Raw genomic sequence first — 23,714 nt, 5'->3', positions numbered from 1 at the left:
ATCTTATGAAATATTTAATTCAATTTTTTTTAATAGTATTACCTTTTACAATTAATGCTCAGGAATATTCCATTTCTAATATACCTGACTCATTAAAAGTAAATGCTGATGTAATTAAACGTTTCGAAGAAATTAGGGTTACAATTAAATCAAATTCCAAAGCGGTTGTTAAAAGAAAATATATTATAACCGTCTTAAATCAAAATGGAGATGATTGGGCAACATATTATAATGGGTATACCAATCTTATATCGTTAAGTGATATTTCTGGTAAATTATATGACGCAAAAGGGGCTATTATCAAAAATGTTAAAAAGAAGGAAATTGCAGATATGAGTGCAGGTGATGATGTAAGTATTTTATCCGATGCTCGATATAAAAGCTTTTCTTTTTATCATAAAACTTATCCCTACACAGTTGAGTTTGAAGATGAGCAAGTATACAATGGTTTATTTTTTCTTCCAAAGTGGATACCTTTTTCTGATGAGAAAATGGCTATTCAAGAAAGTAGATTTATAGTTGAATTTCCTATTGATTACCAATTGCGTTATAAGCAGTTTAATTATTTTGATGTGCCCAAAATTAGTAATGATAAAGTTCATTCTTATTTATGGGAGATTAAAAATCAGAAACCCATTATTTATGAAGTGTTGAGCCCGTCTTGGAGAAATGTTACTCCTGCTGTATATATAGCAGCGAGTAATTTTGAATTTGGAGAATATAAAGGAAGTATGTCAACATGGAAGTCGCTAGGTCTTTTTATTAAAGAGATAAATAATGGTAAGGATGAATTGCCAGAAGATGTAAAGAATAAAGTTCGTGAGTTAACAGCTAAATACACTTCAATTAAAGATAAAACTGAAGCACTTTATTCTTTCTTACAAAAGAATACTAGATATATAAGCATACAGTTGGGTATTGGTAGTTGGCAACCTTTCGATGCAAAATATGTTGCTTCTAACAAGTATGGCGATTGTAAAGCTTTATCTAACTATATGATCAGTCTTTTAAAAGCTGCTGGTATTAAAGCTAATTATGTTTTAATAGATGCTGGTGAAAATGCAAGGGAATTAGTAGACGATTTTCCATCTCCGATGTTTAATCATGCAATTACTTGTGTGCCCAATGGAAAAGATACAATTTGGTTAGAATGTACAAATCAAACTGTAGCATCAGGTTATATGGGCACTTTTACGGGGAATAGAAAAGCATTACTAATAGATGATGATGGAGGTCATGTTGTTCAAACACCCTATTATACACCATACGATAATCAACAGATTCGAAAAGTAAAAGCTGTGATTAATAATGAAGGTGATCTTTTTGTAAATGTTAATACAAAGTTTACAGGAGAACAACAAGAGTTGCAACACAATTTAATTCATGAATCAACCCCTGAAGAAAGAATTAAGTATTTAAATAAAGTAATCAGTTTGCCAACATATAAAGTTACTAAGTCTACCTATACAGAGAAAATGAATTTTATTCCTGAGGTAATTGAAAATTTGGAAATTGAAGCTAGTGGTTTTGCTCCTGCATCAGGTAAAAGACTTTTTATTGTTCCTAATCTATTTAATAAATCAAGTAGTAGGTTACCAGAAGTATCTTATAGAAAGTATCCGTTAGTTTTTACCTCTAATTTCCTTGATGTTGATACGGTAAATATTGCTTTTCCATCTGAGTATTCAATTGAAAGTATGCCTAAATCAAGCTCCTTGAAAAGCGAATTTGGGGAGTATTCAATTTCTTTTACACTTATAGGTAATGAAATTGAGATGGTACGAAAATACCTTAGAAATAAATTTCAATTGTCTCCTGAAAAATATGCAGATGCCCAGAAATTTCTTGATGGGGTACGAAAAAGTGATAATAGTAGGTTTGTACTTATAAAAAAATAGATGGCTATTTAAATTATAGGGCTCGAATTACTTGTTGCTTGTAATATTCTTATTGAATACGAATGCTGTATTTCACCATTTATTGGGTAGTGATTTACAAAAAGATGACTGATACAGACTTGCTGTAATAAAATAAAGCCGTCCCGATTTATCGGGACGGCTTTATACAATTTTATATTTTGATTAATATAAATAATTCAAAGCAGTTACATCATTAGCATTGAAAGGACGATTCTGGTTTGAACCAATACAAGCCAACATAAATGAGTTTGGATCAGCAGCAGCTGGTGTGCCTGGAATTAAAATAGCACCAACAGTAGAAGCCCCTTCATTAGAGACTGAACCACCACAGCTATAAGAGCGATCCATATAATCTGTATGACGGAAACCGATGCAATGACCCAACTCGTGTGCAAAAATAGTTGCAGCATAATTGATAAAAGTAGTAGAAGTGCCTGATCCAATTGCTCTAGTATTCACTTTTACTAAATTATGTGGGTTGCCTGAAGCTGTGGGAAAGCCTGCTGAAGCAAGGTATGATCCATTAGCATTGTCAAAAGTAATATTTGCACCAGAATTAACACGCTGTAAGGTAATTTGTAAATTTTGAGCATTGTATCTTCTAACTACTTCATCTAGAACTGGTCCGTATACTGATGCTTTAATTTTAGAAGTTAACGCTACAGTTATTACTCTTGGTAATCCAGTCACTAAATTAGTGGTTCTGTACTGCTCAGTGTTACCTACACGCAAAAATTGACCACCTAGGTTGCGCTTCAGGTCTGCTGCCGGAATAAAAATATCCCCTTCTACAATGTATCCTCCATCTTCAGCTGTAATACCCGAAGTGCTGAATCCCATTGATTTAATACTAGCTATCACGTCTGGTGTAATTTCATTGCTAGTAAGTTCATTGGTTGCTTTGGTACAAGAGAATGTGGTTACGGCAATACAAAAACAAGCAATTAAGCTTTTTAAAGTTTTGTTCATTTGGTTGGTTTTTTATTGGTTTAAAATTTATTTAATATAGAAACTTTTGTTAAAAAAATAAAATCTATTTTTAATTTTTTAGTCAATGAATATGCTCAAGAACTATTTCTGTTTACTCCTTTGCTTATTTGTCTGCCCATTATATGGACAAATAGAAGGTGTTGTTCAACAGAAAAGGGCTAGCGAACTAGGACTTCAGAAACTTTCTCCTGATTTATTTGAACAGGTTCAACAAAAAAAAATTGACAAGAAGGCAATTTTATCACTATTGATTTCAGTAAACGACCTTATTAAATTAAAACAACAATATGCGGGTGACCATTCATTTAAAATGGAGTCGCAAAATGCTTTATTTGGTGCTGTTCAAGTAAAAGCAAATACCGACTGGTTAAGAAAAGCGTTACTCGATTCGAATATTCAATTCATTGCCAATGTTAGAAAACCATTTACCGAAAGAGAACTTACGGGTTTTGACTTATCTGTAAATAAAGTAAATCTTGCACACGCGGGCTGGCCTACCATCAATGGAAAAGGGGCAACGGTTTCTATAAAAGAAGAACTGATGGATACATTGGATATCGATTTTAAAGGTCGGTATCTGACATCTTCTTTGGCTTCTACCAATTTACAAACGCATGCTACCACTATGGCTACTATAGCAGCTGGTGGGGGAAATACTTTTTACACAGGAAAAGGTGTTGCATGGGGTGCAAGCATTGCGAATTCAGATTTTATTAATTTATTGCCCGATAATACCAATTTATTGAAGCAATTAAAAGTAGCAGTACAAAACCATTCTTATGGTGTGGGTATTGAAAATTATTATGGTGTAGACGCTCAAGCATATGATGCACAAATGAATCAAGATACTACCTTGCTTCATGTTTTTTCTGCTGGCAATTTTGGCAACCAAACTTCAACAGCAGGCTTATACAATGGCATAGCTGGTTTTGCTAATTTGACGGGAAGCTTTAAAATGGCTAAGAATATACTTACTGTTGGTGCTACCGATTTGTTTAATCACACCACTTCAATAAGTTCGCGTGGTCCTGCATATGATGGAAGGGTTAAGCCAGAATTGGTAGCATTAGGAGAAGATGGTAGTTCAGGTGCCGCAGCTATTGTTTCAGGCATTAGTATGTTGGTTAGAGAAGCTTTGGTAAAAAAATATGGCAACACCAAACCCCCAAGTTCTTCACTTATTAAAGCAATTCTTTTAAATAGTGCAGATGATATTGGTGCTCCAAATATTGATTATACATCAGGTTATGGTGCAGCAAATGCTTGGCGGGCATTGCAAACAGTAGAGGAGGGGAAAATCATTCAAGGAACAATTGGTCTTAATCAAGTAAATACATACAACATTATTGTGCCCAATAATGTGAATAAATTAAAAATCACAATTAGTTGGATTGATCCTGCTGCAACAGCAAATAATACCACTGCATTAGTGAACGACTTAGATTTTGAACTAACACAAATAGCCAATTCAAATAAATACCTTCCTTGGGTATTAAATAGCAGTCCTAATTTATCAGCATTGCAATCTCCAGCTACAAGGGGTAGAGATAGTTTAAATAATACAGAACAAATTACAGTTGATCAACCAGCTACTGGGAATTATCAGTTGGTAGTGAGGGGATCAAAGCTAACTGGTTTAGAGCAGGCCTATAGCATTGCTTGGCAGTATGATACCATTAGCCATTTTCAATTTACATTTCCCGTAAAAGGAAACCAATTGATTCCAAATACAATTAATACCATTAGATGGGAAACCAATATACCTAGTACTGCAAACTTGCAATACCGTATTGATGGCGGGACCTGGGAAACGATTGCCAACAATATAAATCTTACAAATAATTATTATGAATGGAATTGTCCCAATCAATTGGGGGCACTTCAATTAAGAATGATTGCTGGTTCAATAAATAAGCAAACAGATTCTATAGCACTAGCACCTATTATTTCCGCAAAAATAGGTTTCAATTGTGCAGATTCATTTTTATTGTATTGGCCCAAAATAGGTGTTAACCAATACCAGGTTTCGCAACTAGGAAATCAATACCTTGAACCATTTTTAATTAGTGCTGATACCATTTTGATTAAAGAAAAATTAAATAACCCATTTCAGGTTTATACTGTTGCTCCTATATTACCCAATAATATCAAAGGTTTACCAGGATATGCAATTAATTATACCCAACAACAAATTGCTTGCTATATCAATGGTTTTTTTGCGGATCCATCTGGTACAAGTAATGCAAATCTTACGTTGCAATTAGGTACCACCTTTCAAGTAGATAAAATTATATTCGAAAAATTATTCGCTAATGGATTCAAACCCATTCGAACCATTAGCCCGGTTACAACAGCTCAAATCAGTAGTATAGAAACGGCAAGCCCTGGATTAAATACCTATAGGGCTAAAGTTGAATTGTTGAATGGACAAAGTTATTATACCTCACCTGCTCAAGTATTAAATTTCACTGAGAAGCCCTATTACTTATTTCCAAATCCTGTAGTTTCAGGTGGGCAATTAAAATTAATGTCGAGTGAAGTGGATAGTACGGTATTGCAACTCTTTGATATATCGGGAAAAAAGGTACACACACAATTTATCAGTAGTTTCATTGAAACGATACAATTACCCATTTTACCTAGAGGCGTTTATTATGCCATCATTAATAGGGCAGGTATCATTCAGAAAAGAATACCCATTCTTATTTTATAAACGACTGTTCCTTCATCCATTCAGTTGCAATGCTAAACCAATCAACGGTTGTTTTAGCATTGCGTAATCCAAATCCATGATTGCCTGTTTCCATCAGTAGTAATTGTGCCCGAACTTTTTTTGCATCCAATGCTTCTTTCATTTGTATGCTGTTCATTACCGGAACTGTTTTATCGTCTTTTGCATGAAAAATAAAAGTAGGTGGAGTGTTCGTTGTTACTTGTAAGTTGGAAGAAAAATAGGCTTTCTGCTCTTGAGTTGGGTTTAATCCCAATAGTCTATTTCTAGAACCCATATGTACCATCGAATCTTCCATACTAATAACTGGGTATGCTAAAATAGCAAAATCAGGTTTTATATTCGTTTTAGTTTTTAATAAATTCAACTTGAATTTGGTAGTCAACGTGCTGGCTAAATGGCCACCCGCAGAGAAACCAATGACTCCAACTTTGTTTTGATTAATGCCATACTCTTTAGCATGATCTCTAATATATTTCATTGATTGCTGCGCATCCATTAACGGCACCGTTTCCTTATTACTCATACATATATCATTGGGTATTCGATATTTTAGTACAAAAGCAGTTACCCCTATTTCATTAAAAGCTTTCGCTATCGCAACTCCTTCATGATTGGTAGCTAAATAAGCATATCCACCCCCTGGCAAAATTAAGATAGCCGATTTAGCTTCATTTTGTTTTTGGGGCAAATAAATGCTTAGGGTAGGGGTTACAATATTTGAAGAAAGTGTTACTCCTGTAGCGTTCACAAAACTATCATTCCTCAAACTACAGGGAATTGCGTTGGGTATTGCCCCTGAATAAATAGGTATTTCTGTTTGAGCATAACTGCTGAGCATACTTAAAAAAAGGAATATTGAAAAAGGGTATTTCATAATTAAACTATTGCTGATGAAGATAAATTTAATTTAAGTAAATTACTATTTATCAAATACACAATCTGATGAAATACTTGTATGCTCTCCTATTTCTTCTAGCGCCATTATTCTCATGGGCTGATTATTATCCCATCAATAAGCATATTGATGTTAAGCATTATTCTTTTGAAATCAGTCTTTCAGATAGTACGAATGAAATTATAGGGACAACCAAAATAAGGGTGCTGTTTAAAAAATCAGGTATCCAGCAATTTCGATTAGACTTGGTGAATCAAACAGATAAAAGACAGGGTAAAGGAATGAAAGTAGAATCCATTATGATGGGTAGTGAAAAATTGACATTTACACATGTTAACGATGAACTCTTACTTCATTTACCGAGTCCAACTGCTGTGGATGCCGAATTGGTATTTTCTATTCAATACCATGGGGTTCCCTTTGATGGTTTAAGAATTGGGGCCACTAAATTTGGTGATCGCAGTTTCTTTAATGAAAACTGGCCTAATAGAACAAGGCATTGGTTACCTACGATTGATCATCCCTATGATAAAGCCACTTCTGAATTTATAGTGAAGGCACCAGCCAAATATAAAGTGGTTTCAAACGGTCTGTTATTAGAGGAATCATATTTAGGAAATAATGTGAAGCTTACGCATTGGAAACAATCGGTGCCCGTTTCTTCTTGGCTATTTGTTTTGGGTGTAGCAGAATTTGCTGTTCAATATGTAGACCAATTTAATGGTAAGTCTATTGAAACCTGGGTATATGCAAAAAATAGGGAAGCTGGATTTTATGATTTCAAAGAACCCACTAAAAAAGTATTAGAATTTTATTCCGAGTATGTGGGTCCATTTGCTTATGAAAAGTTGGCGAACATTCAAACACCGAGTGTAAATGGTGGAATGGAAACTTCTTCTGCCATTTTTTACGGGGAAGATTTAGTGAATGGTAAAAGAGATGAACGTACCAGAAATATTGTTATTCATGAAATAGCCCACCAGTGGTTTGGCAATGCAGTTACGGAAACTACTTGGGATGATGCATGGCTAAGCGAAGGTTTTGCTACTTACTTTACTTTATTGTTTATTGAAAGCGAATACGGCAAGGCTGAATTTGATAAAGGCATACAAAAAGCAAAAAAAGCAGTATTCGATATGTCAGCTAAAATGCCCAATTTTAGTATCATAAGTAATAGAACCGCAGAAAAAGAAGTAGTTACTACAGGACTTACTTACCAAAAAGGAGCTTGGATATTACATATGCTTCGCAATTTAGTAGGCGATGCCAATTTTCAAAAAGGAATACAGTTGTATTATGCAAAATATTTTAATGCTAATGCCAATACCGATGAATTTAGGGAAGAAATGGAAAGGGCTTCTGGCAAAGATTTAAAACCATTTTTTAAGCAATGGTTATACCAGCCAATCAATCCCATCATCAATGCTAGCTGGAGTTTTGATACTAAGCAAAAAAAGCTGATACTGAAACTTGAACAAGTACAAAACAGTGATATGCTTTTTGATTTACCAGTAGAAATTAATTATTACACCAAGGGAAATGCTTCTCCTAAAACGATTAAAGTGCAGTTGAATAAAAAAGAGCAATTGTTTAGTTTTCCTTCAAATTCAGCGCCGGAGAAAATAGTGCTTGATCCTAATAATATTTTATTAAGTGTAGTGAATTATGTGAATTAATATCTGGGGAAACAGTATTTCCTTACCTAACCAGCTTTTGCTTTAAAAAATTAAATTTCTTGGATAGAAAAACTTATGTACTTTTGTTAACCAAACGGTTAAACTAAATGGTTAAAAGTAAAAATGAGGCAGAAATTGCCATACTAACAGCGGCAAAGTCAATTTTTTCAGTAAAGGGTAAAGATGGTGCTACCATGCAGGAAATTGCCAATGAAGCTGGCATTAATAAAGCATTGTTGCATTATTATTTCAGAAATAAAGACTTGTTATTTGAAGAGGTTTTTTTAGATGCAGTAAAAAAGTTTCATCCCATTTTAAAAAATGCAATAGAGCAAGAAGTGGATTTGTACCAAAAAATTCACCAAATATGTGAAGCTTATATAACAATGGCAATTGATAATCCTTTTGTGCCTGTTTTTGTGTTAAGTGAAGTAAACAAACAGCCTGAACTTTTTATTCAAAAAATGTTTGGTGGAGATCTGCCTGATTTCCCTAAACTAGCAGCTCAAATTAAAAGGGAAGTTAGCTTAGGAAATATTAAACCTATACATCCCCAACAATTGATTTTGAACATGATGAGCATGTGTGTTTTTCCTTTTGTTTTCAAACCAATTTTTATTATCGGGATGCAAGCTGACAAAGAATTATTTAATCAGTTAATGCTTGAGCGCATTAAAGCTGTCCCTCATTTTATAATTGATTCAATTAAAATATAATAGCAAATGCGTTTACTATTTTTTTTATTCATCGTAGGAATGCAAGGAGTTTCACAAGCGCAAACCTATACCATACAAGCGTTAGAAGCACTTTCAATTAAAAATTATCCATTGTTAAAACAGGCTAATATTTTAAATAATACTGCCGAATTAAACATCGATAATATTAAAAAAGCATTATATCCACAGGTGAGTGTGAACGGGCAAGCAACTTACCAGTCAGATGTAACCAGTATTAATATACCCATTGCAGGATTTTCTCCCAACCCTTTGTCAAAAGATCAATACAGAGCTACTGTTGATATTCAGCAAAATATTTATGATGGAGGGTTGAATAAAAAAATGCAGGATGTGGTTATAGCTGGTTCTAAAGTGGAATTGTTAAAAAACGAGGTGGATATTTATAAACTTAGAGAAAGGGTGACCCAAATTTATTGCAGTATATTATATACCAATGAAGTGGTTAAGCAAATTGACATTATTAATCAAGATTTAAATAATGCTTTGCAAAAAGTAGAAGCTTTATTAAATAATGGTTTAGTATTTAAAAACAATGTGCTACAAATTAAGGCACAACTTTTAAAAAATGGGCAAAAAAAGGAAGAGGCTTTGGCTGCAAAAAGAACACTTTTAGACGCGATGGCGCTTCTGGCCAATATTTCAATTTCAGATAAAGCAATTTTTGAACTACCTGTGGTTCAATTTGATGAAATGAAAAGCACCGCATCAATTAGACCAGAGATATTATTATTTGATGCTCAAAAAAATAGCATTGAAACACAATTGGCATTGGTAGATGTAAAGACTAATCCAAAACTTGGAGCTTTTGTACAAACTGGATTTGGTAGGCCGGCATTGAATATGCTTAACAATGATTTTAGTTGGTTTGGAATTGGTGGATTAAAGTTGCAGTGGTCTTTAGGTGGCTATTATACGGCCAAAAAGGAGAAAACTATTTTAACTAACCAAGTTAAGTTGGTACAAAACGAAAAAGAAACCTATGAGTTAAATAATAATATTCAGCTGAAGCAACAATTAGATGAAATAAATAAGCTTGAAAAACTATTGACCACCGATAAACAAATTATTGAAATAAGGGAACAGATTAAAAATACCAGTTTGGTTCAATTGAATAACGGTGTTATTACTGCGAATGATTATTTAAAAGAAATAAGTGAATTTGATTTAGCCAATCAAGCTTTTGTTCAACACCAAACCCAATTAATACAATCAAAATTACAATACCAATTAATCAAAGGGAAAAATTAAGCAAATGAAAAATATACTATGGATTTTTATCACGATGCTCTTTTTTAGCTGTGCACCCAAAAATGGAAAATTTGATGCGCAAGGCGTATTTGAGTCAGACGAAGTAATGGTTTCATCTGAAGTGCCAGGTAAGATTCTTGCATTTGAAATTAGTGAAGGGGATAGTTTGATACAAAACCAAATTGTTGCTCAAGTTGATTCAAACAATTTATTACTTCAAAGAGCACAATTACGATCTTCATTAAATGCATTAAATCAAAAAATGGTAGATGTTGCTCCTCAAATTGAATTGCTGAAAAATCAAATAGAAGTACAAAATACGCAGTTGAAGAATTTGCATTTTGAAAAAAATAGGATTGAACAGTTGTTAAAAAGTGATGCTGCAACCCAAAAGCAATTAGATGATTTGTTGTTTCAAATTGAATCTGTTCAAAAGCAAGTAAATGTTACAAAACAGCAAATTAAAGTGCAAGAATCTACAATTGGTACCCAAAATAGAGCTGTTTTAAGTGAAGAAGATCCTATGCAGAGAAGAATTGACCAAGTCCAAGATCTAATTAATAAATCAACGGTTACCAATCCCATTAATGGAGTTGTATTAACTACTTATGTTGAACAAGGCGAAATGATAGGAGTAGGAAAGCCTTTGTATAAAATTGCCGATTTGTCAATAATGACTTTAAGGGTATATGTAACTGGGGATCAATTAGCCAATATCAAAATAGGTCAGCTGGTTAAAGTTTTTGTAGATAAAAACAAAGACGAATACACAGAGTTGGCTGGAAAAATTAGTGCTATTGCTTCCAAAGCAGAATTTACCCCTAAGACAATTCAAACAAAAGATGAACGTGCAAATTTGGTATATGCGGTAAAAATATTGGTAAAGAATGATGGGTTACTAAAAATTGGTATGTATGGTGAAGTTAAATTCTAGTGATATTGCCATTAAGGTTACTGCTGTGAACAAGTCTTATATTGTTGGGAAAAAGAAAACTCCTGCACTAGAAAATATTAATTTGACTATTCAAGCTGGAACTTTGTTTGGATTAATTGGACCAGACGGTTCTGGCAAAACTTCCTTGTTTAGAATATTGACTTCCCTTTTATTACCTGATAGCGGAGAAATTTGGGTAGACGGTTTAAATGTGATTACTGAATATAAAAAACTTAGAAAGCGAATTGGATACATGCCAGGGAAATTTTCTTTGTACACTGATCTTACTATCAAAGAAAATCTTGATTTTTTTGCCAGTTTATTTGGAACCAGTTTTGAAGAAAATTATGATCTTATTAAAGATCTCTACGTTCAAATTGAGCCATTTAAAGATCGTCGTGCGGGTCAGTTATCTGGTGGAATGAAGCAAAAGTTGGCGTTATGTTGTGCATTGATTCATAGGCCAACTATATTATTCTTAGATGAACCTACAACAGGGGTTGATGCGGTTTCTAGAAAAGAGTTTTGGGAAATATTACAATCATTAAAGAAAGAAGGAATTACAATTTTAGTTTCTACTCCATATATGGACGAAGCAACACTTTGTGATCAAGTAGCTTTAATTCAGGAAGGTAAAATATTGGATGTTGACACACCTGCTCAAATGGTAAATAAATTCACCAATCCAATTTATGCTATAAAGGGTGCAAATATGTTACAGCTATTAAGAGAATTAGAAAAAGATCCCTCTGTAGAAAGGATTTATCCTTTTGGAGAGCACCATCATTTGGTAATGAAAGAAAAAGATGTTCTTCCTGTTTTGCCTCTAAGCGTAACTATCAATAAAATAAAACCCAATATAGAAGATCTGTTCATCCATTTAATGCAGCATCATGAATAAAAATGCCATTGTAGTAAATAATTTATCTAAACAATTTGGGCAGTTTAAAGCGGTAGATGATATCAGTTTTGAAGTTGCTAAAGGAGAGATATTTGGATTTTTGGGGGCTAATGGTGCCGGTAAAACAACTGCAATGAAAATGTTATGTGGATTATCTATGCCAACAAGTGGGCAAGCATCTGTAGCAGGTTTTGATGTTTACAAGGAAAACGAATCAATAAAAAAAAATATTGGGTACATGAGTCAAAAATTCTCTTTATATGAAGATTTAACAGTGAGAGAGAATATTAAATTTTATGCCGGTATTTATGGCATTGCGCCACAAAAAATAAAAGATAAGACCAATCAGTTATTGCAGCAGTTGGTATTAGAAAAAGAAGCAGATATGCTGGTAAGTCAATTACCACTTGGGTGGAAGCAAAAATTAGCTTTCTCAGTGGCTATTTTTCATGAACCTCAAATTGTTTTTTTAGATGAGCCTACAGGCGGAGTGGATCCTATTACCAGAAGAGAGTTCTGGAATCTTATTTACGATGCGGCGGCTATTGGCATCACTATTTTTGTTACTACACACTATATGGATGAAGCAGAATATTGTAATCGTGTTTCAATTATGGTAGATGGGAAAATTGAAGCGCTGGACTCACCTGGCAATTTAAAAAAGACTTTTAATGCAAAAAGTATGGATGAAGTTTTTCTTCATCTGGCTCGAAAAGCAAAAAGAATTGAATAGCATGAAACAGTTTTATCATTTTATAGTCAAAGAATTTTACCATATTTTTCGGGATCGGAAAACCCTGTTTATTTTATTGGGTATGCCCATGGTACAAATTATTATTTTTGGTTTTGCACTAACCAATGAAGTAAAAAATACCCGCATTGTTATAGTAAACCAGTCTACTTCTGCTACTGCTATGAAGTTGGTGGAAAAAATAGAATCAAGCGCTTATTTTGAGTTGTATAGCCAAACGAAAGATCCTTCCATTATAGATCAGCTGTTTAAAAAAGGAACAGTAAAAGTTGCATTAATTATACCTCATGATTTTGCGCCAGCTTTAATTGCTCAAAATAAAGGTCAACTTCAAATTATCACAGATGCTACAGATCCGAATGTGGCAACCGCACTTACCAATTACCTTTCTGTTATCATACAAGATTTTCAAAAAGAGTTGAATCCGAACAATATCATTCCTTACAAAATGGAGGTAGATACTAGAATGATGTATAATCCCCAGCTGAAAGGGGCATATAATTTTGTTCCTGGAGTGATGGCAATGGTATTATTATTGGTTTGTACAATGATGACAGCTTTAACCGTTGTTAAGGAAAAAGAATTGGGTAATATGGAAATTCTACTCACTTCACCAATAAATCCTATTAAAATAATTTTAGCTAAAGCTGTTCCTTATTTATTGCTTTCTATAATTAATATTACTACCATTTTATTACTTAGTTATTTTGTTTTAGATGTGCCTATAAACGGCAGTTTGGTATTGCTATATGCCGAGAGTGCGCTTTTTATTATGGTTTCTTTAGGATTGGGATTACTTATTTCCGCTGGAACTGACTCTCAACAATCAGCTATGTTTATATCACTTATTGTTATGTTTTTGCCAACGGTCATGTTTAGTGGATTTATTTTTCCAATTGAAAATATGCCCTTGCCATTAAGAATTGTTTCAAATATTATACCTGCAAAATGGTTTTTCATTATAGTGAAGTCGGTAATGATTAAAGGTGTAGGCATTCAATTGGTTTGGAAAGAAACTCTGATTTTATTTATGATGATGATTTTCTTTTTTACCATGGCAATTAAAAAGTTTAAAATCAGATTAGCATGAGTCCATTACGCTATATTCTCGAAAAAGAGTTCAAACAAATATTTAGGAACCCGGCTATTTTGAAAGTGATTTTTATTATGCCGGTAATACAGCTGATTATGTTACCAATGGCAGCTGATTATGAAATAAAAAATATTAATATTGCCGTGATTGATAGAGATCATTCTGCTGTATCGAATCAATTGGTTCAAAAAATAACAGCCTCTAATTATTTTAAATTAGTGAGTTACGATAATGATTTTGATGCAGCAATGGAATCCATTGAAAATGACAAAGCTGATTTGATTTTAGAAATCCCTAAAAATTTTGAAGTTAATTTATACAATGAAAAAGAGTCAAAACTTTTTCTTGCAGTAAATGCCATCAACGGCGTGAAGGCAAATTTAGGAGCAGCCTATTTAACGAATATAGTACAAGCGTATAATGCTGATTTTAGAATTGAAACCCTTACCCCTGGAAGATTTACGGAAATGCCCATCATAGAAATAAGTTCTTCCAATTGGTATAATCCTAAAATGAATTATAAAATATTCATGGTTCCAGGTATATTGGTTTTACTCATTACTATTGTAGGTATGAATCTTTCTTCTATCAATATTGTTCGCGAAAAGGAAATGGGTACAATAGAACAGATTAATGTAACCCCTATCAAAAAAGCCCATTTTATATTGGGGAAGTTAATTCCGTTTTGGGTCATTGGAATAGTGGTAATAAGTGTAGGTTTTTTAATTGCATGGCTGGTTTATGGAATCATACCACTTGGCTCATATTTTACTTTATATGTATTTGCTGCTATTTATTTAATGGTTATTCTTGGAATTGGATTATTAATATCTTCTTACTCTGAAAATCAACAACAAGCTATGTTGGTCACATTTTTCATTATGATGATTTTTGTACTAATGGGTGGATTATATACCAGTATAGACAGTATGCCCATTTGGGCTAGATGGTTTACAAGACTGAATCCAATCTCTTATTTTATTGAAGTTATGCGAATGGTTGTGCTAAAAGGTAGTAGAATAAATGATATAGCGCCCCAATTACTCATAATGGTTATTTACGCCATATTTATAAATACTTGGGCTGTACTCAGTTATCATAAAAGATCTTAGTTCTAATTATAGTCGTTTGATTTTATAAATCAATAAGATTCATTTGAATTTGGAAAATCTTTCTTTTTTACATCTTTGATGTATAATTTAACAGCTTCTAAAATAGATGTATTTAAGTTTAAATAATTTCTAACAAATTTTGGCTTAAATGATTCATCTAGGCCCAATAAATCATTAATTACCAATACTTGTCCATCACAACCATTTCCTGCTCCAATTCCTATAACTGGAATTGACATTGAAGTCGCAATTTCAGTGGCTAAATCAGCTGGAATTTTTTCTAGTACAATTGCAAAACAACCAGCTTGTTCTAAAGCAGTAGCATCTGCTTTTAATCGGTCTTTTGATGCTTGAGAAGTTGCTTGTAATTCATAGGATCCTAGCTGATGAATGCTCTGTGGCGTCAATCCTAAATGACCCATTACTGGTATACCAGCTTGAACCATCTTAGTAATTGTGGTGGTCATTTCTTGACCACCTTCTAATTTAACTGCTTGTGCATTGGTATTTTTTAAGAGTTGTATGGCATTTTTTAATGCTTCAGAATCATTTACTTGGTAAGAGCCAAATGGTAAATCTATTACTACGAATGCTTGTTTAACTCCTTTCATCACCGCTTTCCCATGATAAATCATTTCTTCTAAAGTAACTGGTAAAGTGGTTTCGTTCCCTTGAAATACATTTGATAAACTATCGCCAACTAGAATAATATCAATTTCTGCTGCGTCTAGTATGCTTGCAAATGTATAATCATAAGCAGTGAGCATACTGATTGGTTGTCCATTCTGTTTCATTTGAAACAGGGTTTTTATTGTTTTTTTACGGAAAGTCATTTATTTAAATTTTAATATTGTCTATTAGCCTTACACCTTCAATGGTGCCAGCTGTTAAGATAGTTGATGGTTTATTCTTGTTTGATGTTAAATCTATCACTTCAAAATGTTCATTTACAAATGCAAAATAATCAACAGAATCAAAGCCGCTATTCAATATTTTTTTAATTGATTCTTGACCTAATAACGTTAAGTCTATTGATTCTTTCGCAGCAAGTATTTTTTCCCTAGCTTGGTTTAAAATTTTGATTAATATTGTTGCTTTATTTATACCCTCTACACTTAATCGTTTATTTCTACTACTCAACGCTAATCCATCGTTATTTCTAATAGTTTCACAAAATTTCAATTCCAGTTTTCGTTCTAAACAAACTAATTGAGTCATTTTTTCTATCACTTTGCATTGTTGAAAGTCTTTTAAACCAAGGTATAAGCGGTCAGGTTGAATAATACCTAATAATCTGTTCACTACATTACAAACTCCTTGAAAATGACCAGGCCGGTAAGAGCCTTCTAAAACATATTCAATATCTCCTAAGCTATATTCTTTTAACCTATATCCTTCTGGATAAATAGTTGAGTGATCTGGTGCAAATAAGCAATTGCATCCAATACTTTCTAGTAGTTGGATGTCTTCTTCTAACGTATTAGGATATTTAGCAAAGTCCTCTTCGTTGTTAAATTGTATTTTGTTTACAAAAATGCTACAAACTGTAAGGTCGTTTTCTTGAATGGACTTTTCTACTAATTTCAGATGACCTTCATGTAAAGCGCCCATGGTTGGAACAAAACCAATTAATTTGGTTTGATTCTCCTCTTTTAAAAAAGCTTTTAGTTGATCAATTTGTGCGAATATTTTCATTTTTGTTGTTACTTAGTTAATAATGATTTTTCAAAAACAATGGCTAATTTTAAATAATGATATCAGATTTCAAAATTTTAGTTGGAATAACAGGTAGTATTTCCGCGTACAAAATGTACACTGTAATAAGGCAGTTAAAGCAGATGGGGGCTGATATCAGGGTTATTATTACACCAACTGCTAAAAATTTTATTTCTCCTACATTGTTGACTACTTTTTCTGAACATAGTGTTTATTGTGACTTTGTGGAAAACGACCACTGGCAAAATCATGTGCTTTTAGGGCGATGGGCTAATTTATTTTTAGTTGCACCTGCAAGTTGTAATACAATTGCCAAAATGGCAAATGGAATATCGGATAATTTTTTACTTGCAACCTATTTAAGTTGTATCTCTCCGGTTTTAGTTTTACCTGCAATGGATGAAGATATGTGGTTGCATCCAAGCACTCAACGCAATATTGAATTATTAAAAGAACAAGGTAACCAAATAGTTGAACCTAATTCAGGTTTATTAGCTAGCGGTTTAACGGGGAAAGGTAGATTGCCAGAACCAGCAGAAATTATCACTTATATTAAAGAAAACTTTTTAAGATCAAGCGAGTTAACTGGTAAAACCGTTTTAGTAACTGCCGGACCAACGGAGGAGCCTATTGATCCAGTACGGGTGATTACCAATCGCTCTTCAGGTAAAATGGGTTATGCTATTGCAGAAACACTTTATATGGCTGGTGCAAATGTTATTTTAGTATCAGGACCTGTTTCAATAAGTCCTAATTATACAGGCATTCAACTTATTAAAGTATCTACTGCAACAGAAATGTATGATGCTTGTAAGCAATATCAACCAATTTTTGATATAGGTATTTTTTCAGCTGCAGTTGCAGATTATACTATAGCAGACCCTAGACCTCAAAAAATTAAAAAGTCAAATGAAAATTTGGATTTAACCCTTGTTAAAACGGTGGATATTATTGGTTCAATGGGCACTCAAAAGGCACCCCATCAGAAAATAATTGGGTTTGCACTAGAAACAGAAAACGGTATTGACAATGCAAAAGCTAAATTAAAAAGGAAACTTGCCAATCTAATTATTCTGAATAAATTAGATCATGCCAATACTTGCTTTAATCAAGATAAAATGGCAGTATCTTTTGTTGATAATGAAATGGTTCATCCAATGATGTCAATGACTAAAGAATTAATTGCACAGAATTTATTGTCATATATACTTAAAAACTGGAATTAGTGAGTTGGGATTTAAAAAATAAAACGGCGATTGTTACTGGTGGAACAAAAGGAATTGGTTGGTCTATTGCAAACGAGTTATTACAACTAGGTGCTTATGTTATTGTAATTGCGCGAAATAATGACGATATGACCAATCGAATTGCAGAGTGGCATTCAAAAGGGTTTAATGTAAAAGGGATTAAAGCTGATATTACAGCATATGACACTTATGAATCAATACTGAATCAAATTGACTTACCTGCAATTGATATTCTTGTAAATAATGTTGGTGGTAATTTCCCGAAGAAATTTTTAGAATACACTTATAACGATATACAATCCATCTTCAACCTTAATTTATTTAGCAATATTCAATTTACTCAGGTACTTTTTAATAAATTAAAAGCTGCTAATGGGGCGGTAATTATTAATATTAGTTCAATAGCCGGGCTAGAAGATGTTGGAACCGGAAGTATGTATGCAGTTTGTAAGGCAGCAATTATCCAATTAACTAAAAGTTTAGCAATTGAATGGGCACCTTATTCAATTAGAGTAAACTCTGTTGCGCCTTGGTTTACGTCTACTAACCGAATTAATAGTATGTTACAAGATCAATCTCTAGAAAATTTTGTAATCTCTAATACACCTTTAAAAACAATTGCAAGTCCTGATCAAATAGCCCACGCAGTTGCTTTCCTGGCCATGGAATCCTCTGCCTACATTACAGGAGAAACTATTGTGGTAGATGGGGGCTTTTCTGCACTAAGAAAAGTATAAAAATTATGCAAATTCAAATTCTTCCTCAAAAATACTACTGTTGTCTGCAATGATTAATTGATTGCTAGACATAGCATGTAAAGCTGCTTTACTTGAACTTTTCATATTAAATTTATTTATTAATACGAAGGTTAACTATAATTATAAACTTAATGTTAAGAAACGTCTAGTTATCTGTTATATGGAAAAGTCAAGAATAACCATGCGTATTAAACCTAATCGTTTTCTTATAGTCTTAATGTAAACGCTTTATGAAATACTCATTTGCAGGGCTTGTATTTGCTATGTTTTTTAATATCAGTTGTTACAAAAAAGTAGATTCAACCATATCGTCAACAAGTAGTACCATGTATTTCCCTGATGCTACTGGAGCTAATTGGGAAACCCAAACCATCAGTAGTTTAAGTTGGAACCAATCTGCCATTCAACCCCTAAAAGATTTTTTAGTACAAAACAATACCAAGTCCTTCATGATTTTGGTAAATGGACGTATTGTAATGGAAGAATACTTTAATAGCCATACTGCAACCACCACTTGGCCCTGGAACAGTGCAGGTAAAACCTTAGTGACTGCTGCAACTGGTATAGCCCAGCAGGAAGGGTTATTGAATATCAATACCAGGGTGTCTGATTTTTTAGGAACCGGTTGGACCAATGCTCCTTTAAATAAAGAAAACTTGATTACGTCTAAGCATTTGCTTACCATGACTTCTGGCTTAAGTGATGCCAATAATTTAGTGATACCTTCTAATTTAACTTATCTAGCTGATGCTGGAACTAAATGGTCATACCATAATGTATTTCAAAAATTAATGGATGTGGTTGCTAAAGCAAGTAATCAAAATTTTGAATCTTTTTTCAATGCTAAAATCAAAAGCAAACTTGGAATGGATGGTTTTTGGAACAATGGTTTGATTTTTAAAATTTATCATAGTAATACAAGAAGCATGGCTCGAGTTGGAATCTTGGCTTTAAACAAGGGCAAATGGAATAATGAGCAAATTATAACCCAATCATTCTTTAATGAAAGCATTACTTCTTCACAAACTATTAATCCTTCATACGGCTACTTGTGGTGGTTAAATGGAAAAACCAGTTTTATGGTTCCTGGAGGTCAAGTTAACTTTATGGGCAGCTTAGTACCTAATGCACCCACTGATATGTATGCGGCAATGGGTGCGGAAGACCAGCGTATTTATGTGATCCCTAGCAAAAACATGGTGGTTGTTCGAATGGGAGACGCGTCTGATCCCACCAATCCTAGCTTTGCCGTTTCAGGTTTTGATAATGCTTTATGGCAAAAGATCAATTCACTTATTAAATAATAGTTTCATTCTTCTATTTTCTGATTTCGTAAAACGATTTCCCGATTGCTACTTTTTAATAGGGGTTCAAGCTACATTTTTGCACCCTAATTAAAAAAGTAAAAAAAGTGAAGAGATTAGTCGTTTTAACGTTTATATTAATATCATTTACCCTAAAAGCACAACAGGCAAAAGATTCTATAACAACAGTTGAATTAGAGTCGGTTACTATTGTTGGATCAAGGGCACATTTAATTCCAGGTGCTGGTCAATATATTAGCAGTAAGCAACTGGCTAAATTGAATCAAACAAATATCAATAATGTATTAAGAATCATTCCTGGTGTGAATATTAGGGATGAAGAGGGGTTTGGATTAAGGCCGAATATTGGATTGAGAGGAACTCCCGTTAATCGGAGTGCTAAAATTACTTTGATGGAAGATGGTGTGCTAATTGCGCCAGCTCCTTATGCGGATCCTTCGGCATATTATTTCCCCAGTTTTGCTCGCATGCAAGGGGTAGAAGTATTAAAAGGCAGTAGCCAAATTAAATACGGTCCTTACACCGTTGGAGGGGCTGTTAACCTTCTTTCTACATCAATTCCCAATTCGTTCAAAGGGTTTGCACATTTATCTGTTGGAAGTTTTGGTACCAATCAACAAAGAATTTGGGTGGGAGATAGTCAACAAAACTTTGATTATGTTTTTGAAGTAAATCGTTTAGCAAGCAACGGATTTAAAGAGCTAGATAATGGCGACAATACAGGTTTTGATAGAAGAGATGTCTTGGCCAAGTTACGTTGGCATAATGGCGCATCATCAAGAGTTCCTCAATCAGTCACCCTTAAAATAGTAAACACTTCTGAGAAAGCCAATGAAACCTATTTGGGTTTAACATACGAAGACTATCAAGCAAACGCACTAAGAAGATACTCAGCTACACAAAAAGATTTATTGAATTTGAGTCATAATCATATTTCGTTAACCCATTCCATAAAACCAACCAATCAGTTCTCTATAGTAACAACTGCTTATTATTCAACTACATTCAGAGATTGGGGTAGGGTAAATACCATAGGTGGACAAAGCGTCAATAATATTTTAAGCAATCCAACTTTGCACCAACTCCCTTATCAAATAATGACTGGAAAAGCGAATGGTAATATTGATTTTCAAAATGCTGCAAGGACCTATTTTTCAAAAGGTATTCAGTCTAATGCACAATTCAATTTTACAACGGGTAATCTAATTCATAAGTTACAGTTGGGAGTTAGAATTCATGCTGATCAAGCAGATCGATATGCCACCCGTTCTGTTTATGCAATGACCAATGGAACAATGGTACAGACTAGTGCTGGTGTAAATGGAAATCAAGAAAATCAAATACGAAATGCAAATTCTGTTGCAACATATTTAAGTTATGATTTAACTTATAAGGGGTTAACCATAAGTCCTGGCATCCGCTATGAAAATATACAATTCGATTTTCAAAATTTTGGCAATGCAGACAATGGAAGACTAGGGGCTAATTTGAGATCTGCAACTAATCAAATGAAAATTGTTTTACCTGGAATAGGATTTAATTATGCGTTAAATAATGGCAATGATTTATTTGCCGGCATTCACAAAGGATTTTCTCCTCCAGGCATGCCTTCAGTTAATTCTACAACTGGTCAAGCTAAAGTTGAAACTGCAATCAATTATGAACTAGGCTATAGATACAACAATAAAGCTGTCCAATTACAAGCTGCTGCTTTCTTGAACGATTATGCCAATATTTTGGGTTCAGATAATATGTCTGGAGGAGGGTTAGGTACTGGTGATCAGTTTAATGCAGGAAATGCTACCATCAAAGGAATAGAATTAAGTGTTGGTTATGATTTGTTATACAAAGAAAATGTTACCACAAAAATGCCCATCAACTTGGCATATACTTATACCAATGCTACATTTAGAGAAACATTTCAGAATGGTGGGGGAGATTGGGGGAGTGGAATCATTAATAGAGGAGATTTCATTCCATTTATTACGCCCCATCTATTTACTGCAAGCATTGGTATAGAAACCCAAAAAATGAATACTACTTTGGTTGCACGTTATGTAGGCAAAACCAGAACAACACCTGGTCAAACTAATACCATAGTTCCCGAAAGGAATGTTCTATACAATAACGTAAATGCGATTGCCGGTTTTGTAATCATTGATCTTTCTAGCAATTATCAAATCAATAAAACATTGAGTGCCTTTGCAACAATCAATAATATCACGAACAACAAAAGTATAGTTGCCAATTTGCCTAATGGTTACAGGCCGAATATGCCCCTTGGTTTTAATATGGGCATAAAGGCTATTTTTTAAACTGCCTTACTAAAAGTTTGTTTTTGCGTTTCAGCTGATAACAGTTTTATATCAAAAGCTCGGCAAATATTTCTAATAAAATGTTTGCCGAGTGTTGTAACTGTTAATCCTTTGTCATCCCAAATTATAAAACCATCCTTTTCTAAATCTGATAAAACAGGAAATGAATATTTTTTTAAGAGTGTGTAGTCTGTAGGGTTAAATTTTGTAACACCCCTGCAAGCAATGTCAAGAATATATTGACGCATCGCTTGGTCTATTGTGGTCAAAAAATAACCTTTGGTTACTGCTAAATGCCCTTTAGATACTTCCTCATAATATTCATGAATGGTTTTTTTATTTTGTGCAAATCCATAATAAATATCACTGATGCTTGATACGCCCAAACCCAATAACATCCCAGTTTGTTGAACAGTATAGCCCATGAAGTTGCGATGTAAATTTCCTTTTTTGCTTGCCTTAACCATTAAATCATTGGGTAGTGCAAAGTGATCCATTCCAATATCTGTATACCCATTTTCTGTGAACATTTTTGTACCCAACTGATACAATTGCATTTTAGTGGCACTATCGGGTAAATCGGACTCGTCAAATAAACGTTGTGCCTTACTGGTCCATGGCACATGCGCATAACTGTAAAACGCAATCCTGTCTGGCTTAATTGATAAAGCATTTTGAATGGTTTTTTCCATTCTACTCAAGTTTTGTAGTGGCAAACCATACACTAAGTCTAAATTAATAGACTCATAGCCAATAGTTCTAGCCCATTCTACTACTTTCACTACATTCTCGTGTGGTTGTATTCTGTTGATTACTTCTTGAACTTCTATATTACTGTCTTGTACGCCAAAACTGACTCTATTAAAACCGAGTTGGTACAATGTTTCTAAATGTTCGTAAGTTGTATTATTGGGATGCCCTTCAAAGCTAAATTCATGTGACTCAGGAATGATGGAATCAGCTAAAATGGTATTGATTATTCTGTTTAAATTTTCTGGAGAAAAAAAAGTGGGTGTACCCCCTCCTATGTGCAACTCCTTGATAATTGGTTTACTATTCATTTTAGAACGATAATTACTCCACTCTTGTAATAAATGAGTAATATATTCTAGTTCCACACCGTGGTTAGTAGTGATCTTTTTGTTGCATCCGCAAAATGTGCAAAGTTTTTCACAAAAAGGTAAATGAATGTATAAACTAATACCCTCTTGTTGGTTACACTCATCAAATCTCTTGATGAATAAATTTTGCCATTGCTCAACTACTATGGTGTCATTCCAGTAGGGTACAGTTGGATAACTAGTATACCTAGGGACTGGAATATTGTATTTGTCTAATAATGTAGCACTTACTTGCATAGTAA

Annotated in this window: 19 protein-coding genes; 14 read left to right on the top strand and 5 right to left on the bottom strand. The window is 33.6% G+C overall.

What is annotated here, in order from left to right; translation table 11 throughout:
- The first annotated feature begins 5 nt into the window (after nucleotides 1-5).
- Nucleotides 6-1,898: a DUF3857 and transglutaminase domain-containing protein gene (locus Q8S25_RS04305; RefSeq protein ID WP_305535191.1), complete on the top strand. Its 1,893-nt coding sequence runs from the start codon at nucleotides 6-8 to the stop codon at nucleotides 1,896-1,898.
- Nucleotides 1,899-2,081: 183 nt separating this feature from the next.
- On the opposite strand, the gene Q8S25_RS04300 is transcribed toward Q8S25_RS04305, so the two are convergent.
- Nucleotides 2,082-2,888, bottom strand: coding sequence for a M57 family metalloprotease (locus Q8S25_RS04300; protein ID WP_305535189.1), 807 nt, complete (start codon nucleotides 2,886-2,888; stop codon nucleotides 2,082-2,084).
- A gap of 91 nt (nucleotides 2,889-2,979) precedes the next feature.
- On the opposite strand from Q8S25_RS04300, the gene Q8S25_RS04295 reads away from it, so the two are divergent.
- Complete coding sequence (locus Q8S25_RS04295) at nucleotides 2,980-5,622, top strand: S8 family serine peptidase (RefSeq protein WP_305535187.1); 2,643 nt, start codon at nucleotides 2,980-2,982, stop codon at nucleotides 5,620-5,622.
- Here the strand turns inward: Q8S25_RS04295 and Q8S25_RS04290 are convergent.
- Entirely contained in the window at nucleotides 5,612-6,517 is a 906-nt protein-coding gene (locus Q8S25_RS04290; protein ID WP_305535186.1) for an alpha/beta hydrolase, read from the bottom strand. The genes Q8S25_RS04295 and Q8S25_RS04290 overlap by 11 nt on opposite strands.
- 68 nt (nucleotides 6,518-6,585) lie before the next feature.
- On the opposite strand from Q8S25_RS04290, the gene Q8S25_RS04285 reads away from it, so the two are divergent.
- From Q8S25_RS04285 to Q8S25_RS04250, 8 genes are all read left to right on the top strand, one after another.
- A complete protein-coding gene (locus Q8S25_RS04285) occupies nucleotides 6,586-8,214 on the top strand; it encodes a M1 family metallopeptidase (protein ID WP_305535184.1) in 1,629 nt (542 codons plus the stop codon).
- 107 nt (nucleotides 8,215-8,321) lie between these two features.
- Nucleotides 8,322-8,930, top strand: a complete 609-nt coding sequence (locus Q8S25_RS04280) for a TetR/AcrR family transcriptional regulator (RefSeq protein WP_305535182.1) — start codon at nucleotides 8,322-8,324, stop codon at nucleotides 8,928-8,930.
- A gap of 6 nt (nucleotides 8,931-8,936) precedes the next feature.
- Entirely contained in the window at nucleotides 8,937-10,199 is a 1,263-nt protein-coding gene (locus Q8S25_RS04275; protein ID WP_305535180.1) for a TolC family protein, read from the top strand.
- Between the two features lie 4 nt (nucleotides 10,200-10,203).
- Nucleotides 10,204-11,133, top strand: a complete 930-nt coding sequence (locus tag Q8S25_RS04270; RefSeq protein WP_305535178.1) for an HlyD family secretion protein — start codon at nucleotides 10,204-10,206, stop codon at nucleotides 11,131-11,133.
- Nucleotides 11,114-12,034, top strand: a complete 921-nt coding sequence (locus Q8S25_RS04265) for an ABC transporter ATP-binding protein (RefSeq protein ID WP_305535176.1) — start codon at nucleotides 11,114-11,116, stop codon at nucleotides 12,032-12,034. The genes Q8S25_RS04270 and Q8S25_RS04265 overlap by 20 nt, the downstream gene beginning before the upstream one ends.
- Complete coding sequence (locus Q8S25_RS04260) at nucleotides 12,027-12,767, top strand: ABC transporter ATP-binding protein (RefSeq protein ID WP_305535174.1); 741 nt, start codon at nucleotides 12,027-12,029, stop codon at nucleotides 12,765-12,767. Before Q8S25_RS04265 ends, Q8S25_RS04260 begins: the two co-directional genes overlap by 8 nt.
- Nucleotides 12,706-13,875: an ABC transporter permease gene (locus Q8S25_RS04255; protein WP_371131576.1), complete on the top strand. Its 1,170-nt coding sequence runs from the start codon at nucleotides 12,706-12,708 to the stop codon at nucleotides 13,873-13,875. Before Q8S25_RS04260 ends, Q8S25_RS04255 begins: the two co-directional genes overlap by 62 nt.
- Nucleotides 13,872-14,990: an ABC transporter permease gene (locus tag Q8S25_RS04250; RefSeq protein ID WP_305535172.1), complete on the top strand. Its 1,119-nt coding sequence runs from the start codon at nucleotides 13,872-13,874 to the stop codon at nucleotides 14,988-14,990. The genes Q8S25_RS04255 and Q8S25_RS04250 overlap by 4 nt, the downstream gene beginning before the upstream one ends.
- Nucleotides 14,991-15,019: 29 nt before the next feature.
- On the opposite strand, the gene panB is transcribed toward Q8S25_RS04250, so the two are convergent.
- Entirely contained in the window at nucleotides 15,020-15,823 is an 804-nt protein-coding gene (gene panB, locus Q8S25_RS04245) for a 3-methyl-2-oxobutanoate hydroxymethyltransferase (RefSeq protein ID WP_305535170.1), read from the bottom strand.
- Nucleotides 15,824-15,827: 4 nt separating this feature from the next.
- Nucleotides 15,828-16,685 carry a pantoate--beta-alanine ligase gene (panC, locus tag Q8S25_RS04240; protein ID WP_305535168.1) on the bottom strand — a complete coding sequence of 286 codons (858 nt, stop codon included), beginning with the start codon at nucleotides 16,683-16,685 and terminating at the stop codon, nucleotides 15,828-15,830.
- 56 nt (nucleotides 16,686-16,741) lie between these two features.
- Between panC and coaBC the strand changes: the two genes are divergently transcribed.
- The 4 genes from coaBC to Q8S25_RS04220 all read left to right on the top strand — a co-directional run bounded on the left by coaBC (nucleotide 16,742) and on the right by Q8S25_RS04220 (nucleotide 22,351).
- Nucleotides 16,742-17,932 carry a bifunctional phosphopantothenoylcysteine decarboxylase/phosphopantothenate--cysteine ligase CoaBC gene (gene coaBC / locus Q8S25_RS04235; RefSeq protein ID WP_305535167.1) on the top strand — a complete coding sequence of 397 codons (1,191 nt, stop codon included), beginning with the start codon at nucleotides 16,742-16,744 and terminating at the stop codon, nucleotides 17,930-17,932.
- On the top strand, nucleotides 17,932-18,690 hold the full coding sequence (locus Q8S25_RS04230; RefSeq protein ID WP_305535165.1) for an SDR family oxidoreductase: 759 nt from the start codon (nucleotides 17,932-17,934) through the stop codon (nucleotides 18,688-18,690). The genes coaBC and Q8S25_RS04230 overlap by 1 nt, the downstream gene beginning before the upstream one ends.
- A gap of 251 nt (nucleotides 18,691-18,941) precedes the next feature.
- Entirely contained in the window at nucleotides 18,942-20,015 is a 1,074-nt protein-coding gene (locus Q8S25_RS04225) for a serine hydrolase (protein ID WP_305535163.1), read from the top strand.
- Nucleotides 20,016-20,122: 107 nt separating this feature from the next.
- Nucleotides 20,123-22,351: a TonB-dependent receptor domain-containing protein gene (locus tag Q8S25_RS04220; protein ID WP_305535161.1), complete on the top strand. Its 2,229-nt coding sequence runs from the start codon at nucleotides 20,123-20,125 to the stop codon at nucleotides 22,349-22,351.
- On the opposite strand, the gene hemN is transcribed toward Q8S25_RS04220, so the two are convergent.
- A complete protein-coding gene (gene hemN, locus Q8S25_RS04215; protein WP_305535159.1) occupies nucleotides 22,348-23,709 on the bottom strand; it encodes an oxygen-independent coproporphyrinogen III oxidase in 1,362 nt (453 codons plus the stop codon). The genes Q8S25_RS04220 and hemN overlap by 4 nt on opposite strands.
- Between the last annotated feature and the right edge of the window lie 5 nt (nucleotides 23,710-23,714).

Origin of the sequence: Sediminibacterium sp., from assembly GCF_030695065.1 — a bacterium.
In the GTDB taxonomy this organism is placed as follows: domain Bacteria; phylum Bacteroidota; class Bacteroidia; order Chitinophagales; family Chitinophagaceae; genus Sediminibacterium.
Note: the sequence above shows the minus strand (reverse complement) of the source record. Positions and strands in the feature narration are given on the sequence as shown.

Bases quoted from the DNA above. Each gene is read 5' to 3' on its own strand.
- Q8S25_RS04300 (WP_305535189.1), bottom strand. From the start codon at position 2,888: ATGAACAAAACTTTAAAAAGCTTAATTGCTTGTTTTTGTATTGCCGTA.
- Q8S25_RS04250 (WP_305535172.1), top strand. From the start codon at position 13,872: ATGAGTCCATTACGCTATATTCTCGAAAAAGAGTTCAAACAAATATTT.
- Q8S25_RS04285 (WP_305535184.1), top strand. From the start codon at position 6,586: ATGAAATACTTGTATGCTCTCCTATTTCTTCTAGCGCCATTATTCTCA.
- Q8S25_RS04280 (WP_305535182.1), top strand. From the start codon at position 8,322: ATGGTTAAAAGTAAAAATGAGGCAGAAATTGCCATACTAACAGCGGCA.
- Q8S25_RS04255 (WP_371131576.1), top strand. From the start codon at position 12,706: ATGCAAAAAGTATGGATGAAGTTTTTCTTCATCTGGCTCGAAAAGCAA.
- Q8S25_RS04305 (WP_305535191.1), top strand. From the start codon at position 6: ATGAAATATTTAATTCAATTTTTTTTAATAGTATTACCTTTTACAATT.
- panC (WP_305535168.1), bottom strand. From the start codon at position 16,685: ATGAAAATATTCGCACAAATTGATCAACTAAAAGCTTTTTTAAAAGAG.
- hemN (WP_305535159.1), bottom strand. From the start codon at position 23,709: ATGCAAGTAAGTGCTACATTATTAGACAAATACAATATTCCAGTCCCT.
- Q8S25_RS04265 (WP_305535176.1), top strand. From the start codon at position 11,114: ATGGTGAAGTTAAATTCTAGTGATATTGCCATTAAGGTTACTGCTGTG.
- Q8S25_RS04295 (WP_305535187.1), top strand. From the start codon at position 2,980: ATGCTCAAGAACTATTTCTGTTTACTCCTTTGCTTATTTGTCTGCCCA.
- Q8S25_RS04275 (WP_305535180.1), top strand. From the start codon at position 8,937: ATGCGTTTACTATTTTTTTTATTCATCGTAGGAATGCAAGGAGTTTCA.
- Q8S25_RS04225 (WP_305535163.1), top strand. From the start codon at position 18,942: ATGAAATACTCATTTGCAGGGCTTGTATTTGCTATGTTTTTTAATATC.
- Q8S25_RS04270 (WP_305535178.1), top strand. From the start codon at position 10,204: ATGAAAAATATACTATGGATTTTTATCACGATGCTCTTTTTTAGCTGT.
- panB (WP_305535170.1), bottom strand. From the start codon at position 15,823: ATGACTTTCCGTAAAAAAACAATAAAAACCCTGTTTCAAATGAAACAG.
- coaBC (WP_305535167.1), top strand. From the start codon at position 16,742: ATGATATCAGATTTCAAAATTTTAGTTGGAATAACAGGTAGTATTTCC.
- Q8S25_RS04260 (WP_305535174.1), top strand. From the start codon at position 12,027: ATGAATAAAAATGCCATTGTAGTAAATAATTTATCTAAACAATTTGGG.
- Q8S25_RS04290 (WP_305535186.1), bottom strand. From the start codon at position 6,517: ATGAAATACCCTTTTTCAATATTCCTTTTTTTAAGTATGCTCAGCAGT.